The organism is Bacillus sp. AFS012607, from assembly GCF_002558005.1.
GTDB lineage: Bacteria > Bacillota > Bacilli > Bacillales > Bacillaceae_G > Bacillus_A > Bacillus_A thuringiensis_S.
The window spans coordinates 394203-411008 of the sequence record NZ_NTVM01000012.1 but is presented as its reverse complement, the minus strand read 5'-3'; the positions used below and the strand labels follow the sequence as shown (position 1 = coordinate 411008).

Below are 16806 nucleotides of genomic sequence, written 5' to 3'. Positions count from 1 at the left end.
TTTTTGTGAAAAAGTCAAAAAAAATGCTAGCTGGAGCAACTCTTGCGATTGGTGTTATAGCGCCGCAAGTAATGCCAGCAACAGCTCATGCAGATGAGAACACTGGGGAGAGTACAGTTAACTTACGAATTCTAGAAACATCAGATATTCACGTTAACTTAATGAATTACGATTATTATCAAACGAAAACAGATAATAAAGTAGGACTTGTACAAACGGCAACACTCGTTAATAAAGCACGTGAAGAAGTGAAAAACTCTGTCCTATTTGATGATGGGGATGCATTACAAGGGACACCGCTTGGGGATTACGTAGCGAATAAAATAAAAGATCCGAAGAATCGTGTGGATCCTAGTTATACACATCCATTATATCGTGTAATGAATTTAATGAAGTATGACGTCATCTCTCTTGGGAATCATGAATTTAACTATGGTTTAGATTATTTAAACAAAGTGATTGAAAAAACGGATTTCCCGGTTATTAACTCGAATGTATATAAAGTTGACCATGATGATAAGGAAGAGAACGATGAAAATTATTTTAAACCATATCATATTTTAAAGAAAGAAGTAGTGGATGAAGCAGGCCAAAAACAAATAGTGAAAATTGGTGTAATGGGATTTGTTCCACCACAAATCATGAACTGGGATAAAGCGAACTTAGAAGGAAAAGTAAAAGCGAAAGACATCGTCGCAACAGCAAGAATAATGGTGAAAAAAATGCAAAATGAGGGTGCGGATATTATCGTTGCATTGGCTCATTCAGGCGTCGATAAGAGCGAATATAAAGAAGTGAATAAAATGGAAAATGCATCATATCATTTAGCAACACAAGTTCCTGGCGTAAATGCAGTATTAATGGGACATTCACATACTGAAGTGAAGGATGTATTTAATGGTGTTCCAGTTGTAATGCCGGGTGTTTTTGGTAGTAACTTAGGTATTATTGATATGCAATTGAAAAAGGTAAACGGAAAATGGGAAGTGCAAAAAGATCAGTCTAAGCCGCAACTTCGTCCGATTGCTGATAGTAAAGGTAATCCATTAGTAGAATCTGATCAAAAATTAGTTAATGAAATTAAAGATGAACATGAAAAGACAATCGAATATGTAAATACACATGTAGGTGAAACGAAAGCACCAATTAATAGTTATTTTTCATTAGTACAAGATGATCCTTCCGTACAAATTGTGACAAATGCGCAAAAATGGTATGTAGAACAAGAACTTAAAAAACCAGAATACGAAAAGATTAAAGATATTCCAGTTTTATCTGCAGGAGCACCATTTAAAGCAGGTGGCCGAAACGGTGCGACATATTATACGGATATTCCAGCTGGAACGTTAGCGATTAAAAACGTTGCAGATTTATACGTGTATCCAAATACGTTATATGCTGTAAAAGTAAATGGGGCACAAGTGAAAGAATGGCTTGAAATGTCTGCAGGTCAGTTTAATCAAATTGATCCAAAGAAAACAGAAGAACAGCCGTTAGTAAATATAGGCTATCCTACATATAACTTCGATATTTTAGATGGCTTAAAATACGAAATTGATGTAACACAACCGGCGAAATACGATAAAGATGGAAAAGTTGTAAATGCAAATGCTAATCGTATTGTAAATATGACATATGAAGGTAAGCTAGTAGCTGACAAGCAAGAGTTCATCGTCGCTACAAATAACTATCGTGGAAGTAGCCAAACGTTCCCAGGTGTAAGTAAAGGGGAAGTTGTATACCAATCACAAGATGAAACACGTCAAATCATTGTGAAGTATATGCAAAAAATAAAAGATATTGATCCAGCAGCTGATCAAAATTGGACATTTAAACCGATTGTTGCAGATAAATTAAATACAACATTTGATTCTTCACCAAATGCACAAAAGTATATAAAGAAAGATGGAAAGATTTCATATGTTGGACCATCTGAAAATGAATTTGCGAAATATGCAATTGATATAACGAAGAAAAATGATGATAAAGAAACTGGTGAAGGAAATCCAACGACACCGCCAACAGGTGGTGGAGAAAATCCAACAACACCGCCAACAGGTAATGGAGAAAACCCAACACCACCAACAGAAGAAGGTAATAATGGTAATGAACCAAAACAAGATGGAAATAATACCGGATCTGGACAAACTACAACAGATGATCAAAATACAAAAGAAACAACAACAACTGTAAGTGAAAATAAAGAAGCTGAAAAAGATGAACGTGATTTACCGAAAACAGGTGCAAGTATTGCTTCTACAATTGGAGCTGGTCTTGCGTTTGTTGGAGCGGGATTACTTATGTTATTTAGAAAAAAGAAAGCGAATAGATAGTAGAGAAATATAAAAAGGATTACCAATTTGGTAATCCTTTTTGTTATATTATGAAACTGGTACTGCTTTTTCTTTTTTCCATGAAAGACCGAATCCAGTAAAGCCGACGATAATGGTTACGACTGGACACGCTAAACAGAAGATTGCGTATGGCAGGTAATCGAATGTTGGAACGCTAAGAACGTTTGTTAAGAATACGCCACTTACACCCCATGGTACGAGTGGATTAATTACTGTACCAGCATCTTCTAATACTCGTGATAAATTACGACGTTCTAAACCGACTTCATCGTATTTATTAGCAAATGCTTGTCCTGTTAAAACGATGGATAAGTACTGCTCACCGAGTAAGAAGTTTACACCAATTGCAGTTGAAGCAGTAGAAATAATTAAGCGTGTACTAGTTTTTACGAAGCTAGAGATAATATTCATCAGCTGCGCTATAATACCCATTCCTTGTAATAATCCTCCCATACAAAGAGCTAGGAAAATAAGAGCAATTGACATCATCATACTTTGCAGGCCACCGCGAGATAATAAGCTATCAATATCTTTGATACCAGTTTTAGAAACGTAACCGTCTTGCATAATTTTTATTAAATCAGCTAAAGAAGTGCTAGGTTTAAAAATAAAGAGAATAATAATCCCTACCACAATTCCTGCAAGTAATGTTGGAACTGCGGGTACCTTTTTAAATGCGAATAGGAACAGTAATAAAATAGGAATCAGTGTAACGATAGAAATCGTTGCATTTTTTTCTAATGTGTTAATAAATGCTGAGAAATCAACGTTTCCACCAGATCCGCTTCCTAAAATGAAAAATGCGATAAAAGCAATAATGAAAGCTGGCACTGTTGTCCAAAGCATGTTACGAATATGTTCAAATAAATCTACACCCGTTACAGCAGGCGCTAAGTTTGTTGTATCAGATAAAGGAGACATTTTATCTCCGAAGAATGCCCCAGAAATAATTGCCCCAGCAATAAGAGCTGGATCGTATCCAAGGGCAGTACCCATTCCCATAAAGGCAAGTCCTACAGTTGCAGCAGTTGTAAATGCACTACCGATACTCGTTCCAACAATTGCACAAACAACAAAAACAGTTGGAACGAAAATTTTTGGAGATACAAGTTGGAAGCCGTATACCATTAAAGTCGGAATAGTTCCAGCTGCGATCCAAACGCTAATTAATACGCCTACAAGTAAGAAAATAAATATAGATGGAATACCAGCTGAAATACTACTAATCATCCCTTTCTCCATAGTAGACCAAGAGATTTTCTTCAGGAATCCAAATGCTAATAAAAGAACGATACCAAATAAAATTGGGATGTGTGGTGAAACTTCTAATTGAATAACACTAAAACCAATACAGAAAAAGATAAAAATTGTTAAAAGAACAGACTCAATTTTTGAAACCATTGTTTTCCCCTCCTAAGTAATGTGAAATAGCTCTTTTTTATATAAAATTCGCCAATATTGTATATTTCCTTCTAAATTTTAGAATTTTGTGACAAATTACCGGTAATTGTTGGTTCTTCTATATGATGCGGAAATGATTGGATAAAAAAACGTCCCTGCATATAATTATGCAGGGACGAAGAAATCGCGGTACCACCCTAGCTTGTGAAATGAATGTATCACAAAATAAAGGGTCATATGATATGCGCTTATAAAATAAAAAACGCCCCTGCAATATATGCAGGGACGAAAAATTCGCGGTACCACCCTAAATTGTGAAACAGTGTCGTTTCACCACTCTTTAGACATAACGGTCTATAACCGTCTTTCACTACTCCTCACGTTTCGTAAAAGAAGCTCCAGGGGGTAATTCATAATTCGCTCTGTACTGGTTCGCACCGACCACCAGCTCTCTGAAATCAGAAATCGAAATACTACTAAATCCTATCATCGCCGATTCATATGATGTTAGTTAAATTTTTATCACATTTTCATCTTAAATGTCAATAAAAATATTAAATGTTTTTTTAGGGAAATAAAGGAGAATTGTTTTAAAGCTCTAATTTTGTACGTTATAATGAATTCGAAAGGGGAGGAAAGAGTGAAGAAAAAAATAATTCTTTTTACCACCTTACTAGTCGTTGGCGGAAGTGCTGGAATTTACACAGCTTTTGCGGCTGAATCAGAGCAGTTGAAACAAAAACAAATACAACAGTCAGAAGTGAAGAAAGTAAAAGAAATAGAAGAGAAGAAATCAATGGAAAAAGCAGCAGAGAAACTAGGAGTTTCTACTGAGGGGAAAACAAAAGAAGAGGTTACGAAAGAAGTAAATACCGCTAGGTTTGAGAAGCGTCATGATTTATTAATTGAGCACGCTAAACAACTTGGAATTGATACAGAGGGAAAAAAAGATGAAGAAATTATTTTAGAAATTGGAAAGATACAGCATGGAAAGTAGAACAACTTATCGTATGATAAGTTGTTCTTTTTTAAGAACTATTTGATTTTAAAATAATTGACAGTCATTCGGATTTAATGTTAACTATATTTATAAACAAGTTAACATTAGGAGTGACAGTTGTGACAATAAATAGTAGAACGATTGAAAAATCATCTTATACATATGAAGAATTAGCAGAGAAAAATAAAGCTTACGTATGGCACCCATTTACACAAATGAAAGATTATTTAGAAGAAGATCCTGTCATTATTGAACGTGGAGAGGGAAGAAAGCTATACGATGTAAATGGTAATGAATATTGGGATGGTGTTTCATCTATATGGTTAAATGTTCACGGACATCAAGTACCGGAATTAGATGAAGCAATTCGTGAGCAATTAAATAAAATTGCTCATTCTACTATGTTAGGACTTGCTAACGTTCCATCTATTTTATTAGCAGAAAAAATTATTGAGGTTGTACCAGATGGATTGAAGAAGGTATTCTATTCTGATTCAGGTTCTACCGCTGTTGAAATTGCAATTAAGATGGCTTTCCAATATTGGCAGCATAAAGGGAAACCAAAGAAACAAAGATTCGTTACATTAAAAGAAGCATATCACGGTGATACAATTGGAGCTGTTTCAGTAGGGGCAATAGACTTGTTTCACCAAGTGTATAGTTCGCTCTTATTTGATGCGATTAAAATGCCGTATCCATATACATATCGTTCTCCTTACGGAAATAATAAGGAGGAAATTGTAAAAAGCCATTTAGCAGAAATGGAAGAATTGTTGAAAGAAAAGCATGAAGAAGTAGCTGCCATCATTGTAGAGCCATTAATGCAAGGTGCTGGTGGAATGATTACAATGCCAAAAGGATATTTAAAAGGACTGCGCGATTTATGTACAAAGTACAATGTATTATTTATTACAGATGAGGTAGCGACTGGATTTGGGCGTACAAGGAAAATGTTTGCGTGTGAACATGAAAATGTGACGCCAGACATTTTAACTGCTGGTAAAGGTTTAACAGGTGGATATTTACCAATTGCAGTTACCGTAACGACAGATGAAATATATAATGCCTTCTTAGGAGAATATGAAGAACAAAAAACATTTTTCCATGGACATAGCTATACAGGCAATCCGTTAGGGTGTGCCGTAGCAATCGCGAATCTAGAACTATATGAAAAAACAAATTTAATAGAAGAAGTGGCACGTAAAACGGATTATGTGGCAGCGCAATTAGAAAAGCTCTTTGCGTATAAACATGTAGGTGATATTCGTCAGTGCGGATTAATGGTTGGTATCGAGCTTGTGAAGAATAAGGAAACGAAAGAAGCTTTTGACTGGACAGAAAGAGTCGGTGTTCAAGTATGTAAACGCTCAAGAGAGCTAGGTATGATTTTACGACCGCTAGGTAACACGATTGTATTTATGCCGCCACTTGCTTCTACTTTTGAAGAGATTGATGATATGTTACGCATCTTATATAAGGCAATCTCGGATGTTACGGAGGGAGAATAATGAGTGGTTTTTTCATAACAGCAACTGATACTGAAGTTGGAAAAACAGTAGTTGCAGGTGCTATAGCAGGTGTATTTAGAGAATTAGGATATAACGTAGGGGTATATAAACCGTTGCAAAGTGGGCATGTTGCATCAAACCCTGAGGGAGATGCGGCAAGGTTAAAAGTATTATCAGGTGTACCGACACAAGAAAATGAAATTTGCCCTTATTCTATTGAAGAACCACTTGCTCCGAGACTTGCCATGAAAAGAGCTGGAAGAGTAGTAAAGTTAAAAGAAATTACTGATTACTATAATGAACTATTAAAAGAGTTTAATAGCTTATTTGTAGAAGGAGCAGGTGGGCTTGCTGTCCCATATACAGAAGATGCTTTAGTAATTGATTTTGCAAAAGAATTACAGTTGCCTCTTATTGTAGTAGCTCGTCCTACATTAGGAACAGTAAATCATACAGTGTTAACGATTGCTTACGCAAAGGCGCATGGCTTAACCGTAGCGGGTGTCATTTTATCAGGTTGCAAAGAATGTGAAATGGAAAGAGTGCAAGAAAATAAAGAGATGATTGAAGAGTTGAGCGGGGTACCAGTTTTAGGATTATTACCATTCTTTGAAGGTGAGTTTACGAAAGAAGAAGTATTGGAATCTGCAAAAGAATATATTATGATTTCAAAATTAGAGGAGTTTATCCAAAATGAATCAAACGTGGCGGGCGCACCTTCAATCTAAATTACAACAATTACATAAGCAAGGGCAGTATCGAAATTTATATGTAACAGAGCAGGCAGAAGAGACTTGGCTTATTCGAGATAAAAAAAGGATGTTAAATTTAGCGTCAAATAATTATTTAGGGTTAGCTGGAGATGAAAGGTTAAAAGAAGCTGCTATTGCCTGTACAAAAAGATATGGAACTGGAGCGACTGCCTCTCGTCTCGTTGTAGGAAATCATCCATTATATGAAGAGGTTGAGAGAAGCATATGTGACTGGAAAGGTACTGAAAGAGCTTTAATTGTAAATAGTGGGTATACGGCAAATATAGGTGCCATATCTTCTTTAGCCTCTCGGCACGATATTGTTTTTAGTGATAAGTTAAATCACGCAAGTATTGTTGATGGAATCATATTAAGCGGGGCAGAGCATAAAAGGTATCGTCATAATGATTTGGATCATTTAGAGAAGCTTTTGAAAATGGCTTCGCCTGAAAAGAGGAAATTAATCGTAACAGATACCGTTTTTAGTATGGATGGTGATACTGCGTATTTGAGAGATTTAGTACAACTGAAAGAGAAATACGGAGCAATCATTATAGTCGATGAAGCACATGCGAGTGGAATATATGGAATCGGCGGAGCTGGATTATCTCACATAGAAAAAAATCTTTCTCAAAAAATTGATATACATATGGGGACGTTTAGCAAGGCTTTAGGGTGTTATGGTGCGTATTTGACAGGTGATGAAATTTATATAGAGTATTTACAAAATATGATGAGAAGCTTTATTTTTACTACAGCTTTACCACCAAGTACGTTAGGAGCGGTGCAAAAAGCAATTGAAATTGTAAAAGAAGATAACGAAAGAAGAGAGAACCTTATAGCAAATGGAGAATACTTCAGAACTAAATTAAGGGATGCTGGTTTTGATATTGGGAATAGTTCAACTCATATTGTACCGATTGTAGTCGGTTCAAATGAACATGCTTTACGGTTTAGTAAAAGGTTGCAAGAGGCAGGGATTGCGGCTATTGCAATTCGTCCGCCAACTGTGCCGGTTCATAGTTCTCGAATTCGCTTTGCAGTTACATCGCAACATACAATAGCTGATTTAAAATGGGCTATTGATCGAATTATTCACATTGCGAAAGAAGAGGAGATTTTCGTATGAACGAGCTAAAGATTATTTTTATTCCCGGATGGGGAATGGAAGAGAATATTTGGGATTTAGTAATTCCGTATTTTAAAGGATATCCTGTTCAATGCATAGATTGGCGTAATGTGAAAGAACGAAGTGAATTTGCGGAACGAATTATAGATGTAGCGCATAATGACAACGTAATTTTAGTTGGATGGTCACTAGGAGCGTTAGCAGCAGTTGAAGCTTATAAAAAGATTAAGGCAAAAGGCATCGTATTAATTGGTGGTACTGCTAAATTTACAAGTACGAGCGATTACAGTAACGGATGGAATGCTTTGCATGTAGAACGGCTGAAAAGAAATTTGGCGAGAAGGAAAGAAGATACGCTCAAGCGGTTTTATGAAAATATGTTTACGAAAGATGAGCTAAAAGAGAATAAAAACTTTGAAGACATTGTAGACCGTTTTAAAGGTGATTCTATTCAGTCTTTACAACTAGGTTTAGATTATTTAATAGAAACAGATATGAGAGAAGAACTAAAAGAAATTAAAGTACCTATACTACTTATTCACGGAGAACAGGATGTAATATGCCCATTGTCTGCGGCACGTAGTATGACGGAGAATAGCAGCAGCGAGCTGAAAGTAGTAAGTGAAGCAGGGCATGCATTATGTGTAACGAATTTTGAATATTGTGCAAATGAGATAATTCAATTTGTAGAGGGGATACGACATGATCAACAAAACGTTACTACAAAAACGGTTTAATGGGGCAGCCGTATCTTACGATCGATATGCAAATGTACAAAAAAAGATGGCACATTCATTACTTTCAATCTTAAAGGAACGATATAGTGAAACGGCATCAATACGTATTTTAGAACTGGGATGCGGGACGGGGTATGTAACAGAACAATTATCAAAGTTATTTCCGAAAGCACATATTACAGCAGTTGATTTTGCTGAAAGTATGATTGCGATTGCGCAAACTAGACAAAATGTAAAAAATGTAACGTTTCACTGTGAAGATATTGAGCGATTACGATTAGAAGAATCATATGATGTCATTATTTCAAATGCTACATTTCAATGGTTAAATAATTTACAACAAGTGTTAAGAAATTTATTTCAACATTTGTCTATAGATGGCATATTACTCTTTTCAACGTTTGGACATGAAACATTTCAAGAATTGCATGCTTCGTTCCAACGTGCGAAAGAAGAAAGAAATATAAAAAATGAAACATCGATTGGTCAACGTTTTTATTCAAAAGATCAGTTGCTTCATATATGTAAGATAGAAACAGGGGATGTGCATGTTTCTGAAACATGTTACATAGAGAGTTTTACAGAAGTTAAGGAGTTTCTGCATTCTATTCGAAAAGTAGGAGCAACTAATAGCAATGAAGGATCATATTGTCAAAGTCCCTCACTCTTTCGTGCGATGCTGCGCATATACGAAAGAGACTTCACGGGAAATGAAGGGATAATGGCAACGTATCATGCTTTATTTATGCATATAACAAAAGAGGGGAAGAGATGAAATGAAACAAGTACAAACAAAAAGGGATTGGAAAAAACTTGCATACGACGTAGTGGAAGAAAAGATGATTACGAAAGAAGATGCAATAGCGATATTAGAAGCTGATGATACAGAAGTTTTAGAAATTATGAATGCAGCTTACATTATTCGCCATCATCACTTTGGTAAGAAAGTAAAATTGAATATGATTATTAATACGAAATCTGGATTATGTCCTGAAGATTGTGGATATTGCTCACAGTCTATTATTTCAGAAGCACCAATTGATAAATATGCATGGTTAACGCAGGAGAAAATTGTAGAAGGGGCACATGAAGCAATACGCCGTAAAGCAGGTACATATTGTATTGTAGCGTCTGGTCGTCGTCCGACGGATAAAGAGGTAAATCACGTAATTGGAGCAGTTAAGGAAATTCGTGAAACGACAGACTTGAAGATTTGTTGTTGTTTAGGTTTCTTAAATGAAGATCAAGCAGGACGTTTAGCGGAAGCAGGCGTGCATCGTTATAACCACAACTTAAATACACATGCAAATAATTACGATAGTATTTGTTCAACGCATACGTATGATGATCGTGTTGATACAGTTCAAAAAGCGAAACAAGCTGGTATTTCACCATGCTCTGGAGCGATTTTTGGCATGGGAGAAACAATTGAAGAGCGTGCTGAAATTGCATTTGAATTACAACGTATAGATGCAGATTCTATCCCTTGTAATTTCCTTGTTGCTGTAAAGGGGACACCTCTTGAAGGGCAAAAAGAGTTAACGCCAGTAGAATGTTTAAAAGTACTGGCAATGATGCGTTTTGTAAACCCAACAAAAGAAATTCGTATTTCAGGAGGACGTGAAATCAATTTACGTTCTGTACAGCCAATCGGTTTATTTGCAGCAAATTCTATTTTTGTCGGGGACTACTTAACGACAGCTGGACAAGAGCCGACTGCGGACTGGGGTATGATTGCAGATTTAGGATTTGAGATTGAAGAATGTGCATTATAAGATAGATGAAAAAGCAAACTTGTAAAAGGGTTTGCTTTTTTTGTAAATAAAATGTAATAAATAGTTGTGAACGCTTGGTATTATTGGTTTTTGAGCGAAAAAAAGAATTTTTGTGGACGAATTTTCCAAGCCCTAGTTGTACATAGTAAATATGTAATTTATATTGGGTTGGAGGATTTTACATGTACAAATACATATTAGCGATTATGACTTGTTTAATTTTAATAAAAGCAATAAGTTCTGATCCAGTTAAGGCTGCTGAAAATCCTGAACAAAAAGAGATGCAACAAAGAATCGAACAACACTTTCGAACGAAAGCTGAACATTTTGGATTGAAAACGGAAGGAAAAGATTTAAAGGAAGTTAGAAAAGAAATTACTATTATAGAAGAAGCGAAAAAAAGAGAGAATGTATGGAGAACAGCACAAGCTCTTCATATAAAAACAGAAGGAAAAACGATGAATGAATTAATAAAAGATGTACAAAAAAAGGTGAAAAAATAAAAAGAGGCCGCAGCCTCTTTTTTTATGCCCATTGTTTTGATAAGTGAGCCATTTCAATTGCAGCAACAGCTGATTCATATCCTTTATTACCAGCTTTCGTACCTGCGCGTTCAATCGCTTGTTCAATTGTTTCTGTCGTTAATACGCCGAAAATAACTGGGATGTCCATTTGTAGTGATAAAGACGCAACACCTTTTGCTACTTCATTACAAACGTAATCGTAGTGAGTTGTAGCACCTCGGATTACAGTACCTAATGTAATAACAGCATCATACTTTCCGCTACTAGCCATCTTTTTAGCGATTAAAGGAATTTCAAATGCACCAGGAACCCAAGCAACATCAATATCATTTTCTTCTACACCGTGACGCTTTAATCCGTCTAAAGCGCCGCCAAGTAACTTACTTGTAATAAATTCATTAAAACGTCCAACAACAACTCCAACTTTTAATCCTGTACCAACCAAATGACCTTCGAATACCATAATAAATCTCTCCTTTAATTATAAGTTTAGTAAGTGTCCTAATTTGTTTACTTTCGTTTGTAAATACGATTTATTCTCTTCTTTTGCTGGCATTTGCAACGGTACACGCTCGACTACTTCTAAATCGTAACCTTCTAAGCCAGCAATTTTTCTTGGGTTATTCGTTAATAATCGTAAACTTTGTAAACCTAAATCTTTTAATATTTGTGCACCGATACCGTAATCACGAAGATCAGCAGGGAAGCCGAGTTTTTCATTTGCTTCTACAGTATCGAATCCTTCTTCTTGTAATTTATAAGCACGAAGCTTATTAAGAAGCCCAATGCCTCTTCCTTCTTGTCTCATGTAAAGAAGAACACCTTTTCCTTCACGCTCAATTTGAGCAAGTGCTGCATGGAGTTGTGGTCCGCAATCGCAGCGATGTGAACCGAATACATCTCCTGTTAAGCATTCAGAATGAACACGCACAAGTACCGGTTCACCTATTGAAATATCACCTTTTACAAGTGCGATATGTTCTTTCGTATCTAATGAGTTAGAATAGCCAATTGCGTGGAAAGTACCGAAATCTGTAGGTAATGTAATTTCCACCTCTCTCGTCACAAGTGTTTCATGATGGCGGCGGTAAGCAATTAAATCTTCTATTGTAATCATTTTTATATCAAATTGTTTTGCGCATTCTATTAAATCAGGTACACGTGCCATCGTGCCGTCCTCATTTATAATCTCGCAAATAACTCCAGCTGGTTCGGCACCGCATAGCTTTGCTAAATCAACAGCAGCTTCTGTATGACCTGCACGACGCAGGACACCGCCTTCTTTCGCAATTAATGGAAAGATATGTCCAGGTCGATTGAAATCAGTGCCTTTTGATGCGGGATTTAACAATTCTTGTATCGTAGTTGCACGTTCGTGAGCGCTAATCCCTGTTGTTGTAGAAACATGGTCAATGCTCACTGTAAACGCAGTATGATGTGAATCTGTATTATGAGATACCATTGGTTCTAATTGTAGACGTTCTGCGTATCCTTCCGTAATCGGTACACAAACGAGACCACGACCATGTGTAATCATAAAATTAATTGTTTCCGGTGTAATGTACTCTGCTAAAGCAATAAAGTCGCCTTCATTTTCTCGGTTTTCATCATCACATACGATAACGACTTTACCTTGTTTTAAATCTTCTAGAGCTTCTTCAATACGATGAAACATTGTGCTTCCCCCTTATAGAAATCCGTTTTCTTGTAAAAAACTTTCGGTCATTGAACCTACTCGTTTTGCAGGTTTAGTAATAAAGCGTTCGATATATTTACCAATCATGTCACACTCAATATTTACGATATCTCCGGCATTTTTTTCTCCAATGACAGATTCGCTTACTGTGTGCGGGATGAGTGAAATCGTTATGGAAGCTTCGTCTATATCAAATATCGTTAAACTCGTTCCATCAACAGCAATGGACCCTTTATGCAAACAATAGTGTAGCAATTTATCAGAAATTGCTATTTTATAATAGACGGCATTGTAATGTTGTTTTTTAGTTAAAATCGTTCCGATGCCATCAATATGTCCTGAAACGAAATGTCCACCGAATCTTCCATTTGCAGACATTGCCCGCTCTAAATTTACTTTAGAGTGGGGTTTAAGCATGCGAAGCGATGTCGACTGCATCGTTTCAGGCATTGCATCAACTGTAAATGAAGTAGTTGTAAAGTTTGTTACAGTTAAGCAAATACCGTTAACCGCGATACTATCACCTAAGTGAACATCTGATAAAATTTTCTTTGCATCAATCGTTAATTTCATCGCTTCTCCGCTTTGTTGCATGTTTGCTATCGTTCCTAATTCTTCTACAATTCCTGTAAACATTCCGTCACCTCGTTTCGGGCATTCGCAACGATTTTTATATCATCACCAATTTGTTTCATCTCTTGAATTTTCAAGGAAAGCGCATCTTGTAATTTTGAAAAACCATTTCCTCCAAATAAAGTAGGAGCATCTTTTCCACCAATTAATTTCGGGCTTATATAGGTTACAATTTCATTGAAATTGTTTGTTTTTAAGAAACTTGCATGAATTGATTGGCCACCTTCAACGAATAGAGAAAGAATTTGTTTCTCTCCAAGAAAGGAAAGAAGGTCCTCGATTTCTATATGCTTCGTTTCCATTTGGAATATATCTATATTTTTAGAATTATAAGAAGATATCTTCTCTTTCTTTACATCCTTACCGACAATAATCCATGTCGGTGCTAAACCATCTGTTATAACATGAGAAGATGGTGGCGTTCGTAAATGGGTATCTAAAACAACGCGAATAGGATGTTTCCCACCATTTGGAATTCTTGTTGTTAAATGAGGATTATCAGCTATAACTGTATTCACTCCAACAAGAATTGCATCATGTGTATGGCGATATTGGTGAACATCAGCACGTGCTTCTTCACCTGTAATCCACTTACTTTCACCAGTTACAGTTGCTGTTTTTCCATCTAAGCTCATCGCTGTTTTGATTGTTACAAAAGGGCGTTTCATTTTCATGTAGTGAAAAAAGTAGCGATTTAATAAAACTGCTTCTGCTTCAAGAACACCGGTAGTTACTTCAATTCTAGCTTCCTCTAATCTTCTTTTTCCGTTACCAGAAACGAGCGGATTACAATCGAGAGTAGCAATTACCACACGCTTAACTCCTTTTTCGATGAGCAATTCACAACAAGGTGGTGTTTTTCCAAAGTGGCTACACGGTTCCAGTGTTACATAAACGGTAGCGTCTTTGGCGTTCTGACCAGCCATTTGAAGGGCATGAACTTCTGCGTGTTCTTCACCAGCTCGTAAATGAGCCCCCATACCAACGATGTTTCCATCTTTTACAACAACGGCACCAACCATAGGATTTGGACTTGTTTGTCCTGATGTTCCTTCTGCTAACTGCAGGGCAATCCTCATATATTCTTGATCTGTCATTTTCTTCACCTCTCCTAAAAAAATCAAAAAACCCCAAGGATTTAATATCCTTGGGGTTTGGGAGACGTGATTTCTAGAAATATAGTTTGAATACGAAAGCATAGGAAAGAAACCTAACGATAATTGATATTTCTGCATAAGGAAAAAACCTAGCAAAATATCGAATTTTTAAACGCTAGTTGTCTCTTTTTATTTCAGTATAAAAAATAAGTATAGAAAATTAAACATATATAAAGAATCAAAATGAATCTTTAAAAATATGCATACTGAAATAAAAGTGTATTCACTATATAAAAAACTAGAAACATATCCTTCTCCCATCCAGACTATACTGTCGGCCCTAGAGTTTCACTAGATCCACCGTTTTCGAGTTGAAAACGGGTCACGGACTTAGAAGTTTTCACTTCATCACCGCCGGTTGGGAATTTCACCCGACCCCGAAGGATGCTGTTTGCTCAAATTATAGCACAAAAAAAATAAAAGGCTAGTAAAAAATATTCGAATGTGAAGAATTGTGTGAAAATATATGTGGGCTGGAATGGAAATAAAAGTATTAGAAATGTTGTAAGGAGAAGGGATATAACGGAGTTGCTAAAAAGAAAAAACATGCACAAAAAAATGTGCATGTCACATGTAAAATTATTCTGCCTCTGGTGCTCTAACAACAGACTCGAATTTACCTTTATGCGAAGCGTCGCAATAAGGCATATTTTTTGATAAACCACAACGGCATAAAGAAAATGCCGGTTTTGCTGGGAATACATTCCCTTGTGAGTCGACTAATTCCACGTCCCCTGTAACGCGAAAAGAGCCATTATCATTTACTTTAATTTGTACTTTTGCCAACGTTATCCCTCCTTCCCAAACGCTTAATTTCATCATATAATCAAGGGAAGTGCTTGACAATATAAAAAGAGCACTTTGTTTGAGAAAGAAGAGAGTGTTATAATAGTTTTCATAACTGACTAGAGTAAGGTGACGAGAGATGGATAAACAATTACATACATTACGAAACATTGCAAATGAGCGCACGTGGGCATCATTTTTGAATGATAATCATCCATATAGTTTGTTACATTGGTCCATTGCAGGTGTAGGGCAAGAGGCAAAGGATGTTTGGTTACTTCAAGATGAAGTAACATTTCAAACGACAGAATTCCCAACGTTAGATGATGCAATGCAATGGATTTCTGAAAATATGGAACAAGTTACAGACGTTTTAGCGCAATAAAAAAACAGGCTTATGCAAGCCTGTTTTTTGTTTCTTTCACATATGTGTTTAAAAATTGATCGATGGCTGCTTCGTACTCTTCTTTATTTTCGTTATAAGAGCAAGCGTGTGCACCACGTTCTGCAATATAAAGTTGTTTATTGTTTTCTTTTGCTTCATATAGTGATTTCGTCATATCAGCTAAAATATAATCATCATCTTTACTATGAATAAAGAGGACGGGATTGTTAATATTTTTTATACAATCAATTGGTGAAACTTCGCGAATCGTATAACCGTCACGCACTTTTAAAAAAGCATTTGCTAAAGGTAATAAAGGCCATTTTGGTAAATGGAATTCAACCTTTAAACGGTGCTGTAATTGTCCGTGAAAATCAGAGAAAGGACAATCTGCAATATAGAAATCAGCACCATCCTCTACAAGTCCTGCGTATTGAAGAAGTGTTGCAGCTCCCATAGATTCACCATGAATACCGAGTGTTATATTTGTTCCAAAGCGACTTTTTAGCCAGTCAACTACAGATTTTAAATCATGTTTTTCATAGTATCCATAGCTTGTTGTTTTTCCGCCAGTTTTACCATGACGACGATGATCATAAATAACGACATTATACCCTCTGTTTAAAAATAACCTTGCATATTTTACAGAGTTCATTTTATTTACAGTTACGCCGTGACAAAAAATCATAAACTTATTGGAATGACCAGCAGGAATGTAATATCCGTGAAGATCATATCCGAATTGTGAAGGAATATGAATTTCTTCTTTATGAAGAGCATCAAAATCTTCTATACGAAAATGTTTTTTCGTTTCTCTTTCGAGTACTTCTTCCTCTGTTTTTTTCTTTAAATACATCACTTTATTTGTAAAGAAAATCCCAAGGGCTGTTATCGCACCTAGTACAGTAAACAATGCTGCAAAAAAACGTTTCATACTTTACCTCATCCTCCAAATACCGTTACATGTGA

General features: G+C 36.1%; 17 protein-coding genes, 1 riboswitch and 1 other annotated feature. Of the genes, 10 read left to right on the top strand and 7 right to left on the bottom strand.

Annotated elements, in window-relative coordinates:
* The first annotated feature begins 5 nt into the window (after positions 1-5).
* Positions 6-2333, top strand: a complete 2328-nt coding sequence (gene cpdB / locus CN409_RS15525; protein WP_086390499.1) for a bifunctional 2',3'-cyclic-nucleotide 2'-phosphodiesterase/3'-nucleotidase — start codon at positions 6-8, stop codon at positions 2331-2333.
* Positions 2334-2381: 48 nt separating this feature from the next.
* On the opposite strand, the gene nhaC is transcribed toward cpdB, so the two are convergent.
* Positions 2382-3755: a Na+/H+ antiporter NhaC gene (gene nhaC, locus CN409_RS15520; RefSeq protein ID WP_000253730.1), complete on the bottom strand. Its 1374-nt coding sequence runs from the start codon at positions 3753-3755 to the stop codon at positions 2382-2384.
* Between the two features lie 278 nt (positions 3756-4033).
* Positions 4034-4254: a binding site (T-box leader), on the bottom strand.
* A 141-nt stretch (positions 4255-4395) separates the two neighbouring features.
* Here nhaC and CN409_RS15510 point away from each other — a divergent pair.
* The 8 genes from CN409_RS15510 to CN409_RS15475 all read left to right on the top strand — a co-directional run bounded on the left by CN409_RS15510 (position 4396) and on the right by CN409_RS15475 (position 11159).
* Entirely contained in the window at positions 4396-4752 is a 357-nt protein-coding gene (locus CN409_RS15510) for a hypothetical protein (RefSeq protein WP_000726908.1), read from the top strand.
* Positions 4753-4829: 77 nt separating this feature from the next.
* Positions 4830-6263, top strand: a complete 1434-nt coding sequence (bioA, locus tag CN409_RS15505) for an adenosylmethionine--8-amino-7-oxononanoate transaminase (protein WP_140161791.1) — start codon at positions 4830-4832, stop codon at positions 6261-6263.
* Positions 6263-6991 (top strand): dethiobiotin synthase, encoded by a 729-nt coding sequence (gene bioD, locus CN409_RS15500; protein WP_000012478.1) that lies wholly within the window; start codon positions 6263-6265, stop codon positions 6989-6991. Before bioA ends, bioD begins: the two co-directional genes overlap by 1 nt.
* On the top strand, positions 6957-8144 hold the full coding sequence (gene bioF, locus CN409_RS15495) for an 8-amino-7-oxononanoate synthase (RefSeq protein ID WP_001077300.1): 1188 nt from the start codon (positions 6957-6959) through the stop codon (positions 8142-8144). Before bioD ends, bioF begins: the two co-directional genes overlap by 35 nt.
* On the top strand, positions 8141-8881 hold the full coding sequence (locus tag CN409_RS15490) for an alpha/beta fold hydrolase (protein WP_001004158.1): 741 nt from the start codon (positions 8141-8143) through the stop codon (positions 8879-8881). The genes bioF and CN409_RS15490 overlap by 4 nt, the downstream gene beginning before the upstream one ends.
* Positions 8847-9656, top strand: a complete 810-nt coding sequence (gene bioC, locus CN409_RS15485; protein ID WP_000608912.1) for a malonyl-ACP O-methyltransferase BioC — start codon at positions 8847-8849, stop codon at positions 9654-9656. The genes CN409_RS15490 and bioC overlap by 35 nt, the downstream gene beginning before the upstream one ends.
* A 1-nt stretch (position 9657) precedes the next feature.
* Positions 9658-10656: a biotin synthase gene (gene bioB / locus CN409_RS15480; RefSeq protein ID WP_000815856.1), complete on the top strand. Its 999-nt coding sequence runs from the start codon at positions 9658-9660 to the stop codon at positions 10654-10656.
* 182 nt (positions 10657-10838) lie between these two features.
* Positions 10839-11159, top strand: a complete 321-nt coding sequence (locus CN409_RS15475; RefSeq protein ID WP_000280032.1) for a hypothetical protein — start codon at positions 10839-10841, stop codon at positions 11157-11159.
* 22 nt (positions 11160-11181) lie between these two features.
* Here the strand turns inward: CN409_RS15475 and ribH are convergent, their stop codons facing one another.
* From ribH to CN409_RS31460, 5 genes are all read right to left on the bottom strand, one after another.
* Positions 11182-11643 carry a 6,7-dimethyl-8-ribityllumazine synthase gene (gene ribH, locus CN409_RS15470; RefSeq protein WP_000230895.1) on the bottom strand — a complete coding sequence of 154 codons (462 nt, stop codon included), beginning with the start codon at positions 11641-11643 and terminating at the stop codon, positions 11182-11184.
* A gap of 18 nt (positions 11644-11661) precedes the next feature.
* Positions 11662-12855, bottom strand: coding sequence for a bifunctional 3,4-dihydroxy-2-butanone 4-phosphate synthase/GTP cyclohydrolase II (gene ribBA / locus CN409_RS15465; RefSeq protein WP_079245893.1), 1194 nt, complete (start codon positions 12853-12855; stop codon positions 11662-11664).
* Positions 12856-12867: 12 nt separating this feature from the next.
* The gene (gene ribE / locus CN409_RS15460) at positions 12868-13512 is read right to left on the bottom strand and encodes a riboflavin synthase (protein WP_079245892.1); all 645 of its coding nucleotides are present in this window, start codon (positions 13510-13512) and stop codon (positions 12868-12870) included.
* A complete protein-coding gene (ribD, locus tag CN409_RS15455) occupies positions 13494-14606 on the bottom strand; it encodes a bifunctional diaminohydroxyphosphoribosylaminopyrimidine deaminase/5-amino-6-(5-phosphoribosylamino)uracil reductase RibD (protein ID WP_097981600.1) in 1113 nt (370 codons plus the stop codon). Before ribD ends, ribE begins: the two co-directional genes overlap by 19 nt.
* A gap of 305 nt (positions 14607-14911) precedes the next feature.
* Positions 14912-15055, bottom strand: a riboswitch (FMN riboswitch).
* Positions 15056-15245: 190 nt separating this feature from the next.
* Positions 15246-15452, bottom strand: coding sequence for a CDGSH iron-sulfur domain-containing protein (locus CN409_RS31460; RefSeq protein WP_001151582.1), 207 nt, complete (start codon positions 15450-15452; stop codon positions 15246-15248).
* A gap of 139 nt (positions 15453-15591) precedes the next feature.
* Here CN409_RS31460 and CN409_RS15445 point away from each other — a divergent pair, with 139 nt between their 5' ends.
* Positions 15592-15837 (top strand): DUF2552 family protein, encoded by a 246-nt coding sequence (locus tag CN409_RS15445; protein ID WP_000360793.1) that lies wholly within the window; start codon positions 15592-15594, stop codon positions 15835-15837.
* A 10-nt stretch (positions 15838-15847) separates the two neighbouring features.
* On the opposite strand, the gene CN409_RS15440 is transcribed toward CN409_RS15445, so the two are convergent.
* Positions 15848-16771 (bottom strand): alpha/beta hydrolase, encoded by a 924-nt coding sequence (locus CN409_RS15440; protein WP_000819241.1) that lies wholly within the window; start codon positions 16769-16771, stop codon positions 15848-15850.
* Between the last annotated feature and the right edge of the window lie 35 nt (positions 16772-16806).

What these genes read in the sequence shown, in the direction of transcription:
- CN409_RS15445 (WP_000360793.1), top strand. Translation starts at nt 15,592, where the DNA reads ATGGATAAACAATTACATACATTACGAAACATTGCAAATGAGCGCACG.
- ribH (WP_000230895.1), bottom strand. Translation starts at nt 11,643, where the DNA reads ATGGTATTCGAAGGTCATTTGGTTGGTACAGGATTAAAAGTTGGAGTT.
- CN409_RS15490 (WP_001004158.1), top strand. Translation starts at nt 8,141, where the DNA reads ATGAACGAGCTAAAGATTATTTTTATTCCCGGATGGGGAATGGAAGAG.
- ribE (WP_079245892.1), bottom strand. Translation starts at nt 13,512, where the DNA reads ATGTTTACAGGAATTGTAGAAGAATTAGGAACGATAGCAAACATGCAA.
- CN409_RS15440 (WP_000819241.1), bottom strand. Translation starts at nt 16,771, where the DNA reads ATGAAACGTTTTTTTGCAGCATTGTTTACTGTACTAGGTGCGATAACA.
- ribBA (WP_079245893.1), bottom strand. Translation starts at nt 12,855, where the DNA reads ATGTTTCATCGTATTGAAGAAGCTCTAGAAGATTTAAAACAAGGTAAA.
- ribD (WP_097981600.1), bottom strand. Translation starts at nt 14,606, where the DNA reads ATGACAGATCAAGAATATATGAGGATTGCCCTGCAGTTAGCAGAAGGA.
- bioC (WP_000608912.1), top strand. Translation starts at nt 8,847, where the DNA reads ATGATCAACAAAACGTTACTACAAAAACGGTTTAATGGGGCAGCCGTA.
- bioD (WP_000012478.1), top strand. Translation starts at nt 6,263, where the DNA reads ATGAGTGGTTTTTTCATAACAGCAACTGATACTGAAGTTGGAAAAACA.
- bioA (WP_140161791.1), top strand. Translation starts at nt 4,830, where the DNA reads ATGTTAACTATATTTATAAACAAGTTAACATTAGGAGTGACAGTTGTG.
- bioF (WP_001077300.1), top strand. Translation starts at nt 6,957, where the DNA reads ATGAATCAAACGTGGCGGGCGCACCTTCAATCTAAATTACAACAATTA.
- nhaC (WP_000253730.1), bottom strand. Translation starts at nt 3,755, where the DNA reads ATGGTTTCAAAAATTGAGTCTGTTCTTTTAACAATTTTTATCTTTTTC.
- bioB (WP_000815856.1), top strand. Translation starts at nt 9,658, where the DNA reads ATGAAACAAGTACAAACAAAAAGGGATTGGAAAAAACTTGCATACGAC.
- CN409_RS15475 (WP_000280032.1), top strand. Translation starts at nt 10,839, where the DNA reads ATGTACAAATACATATTAGCGATTATGACTTGTTTAATTTTAATAAAA.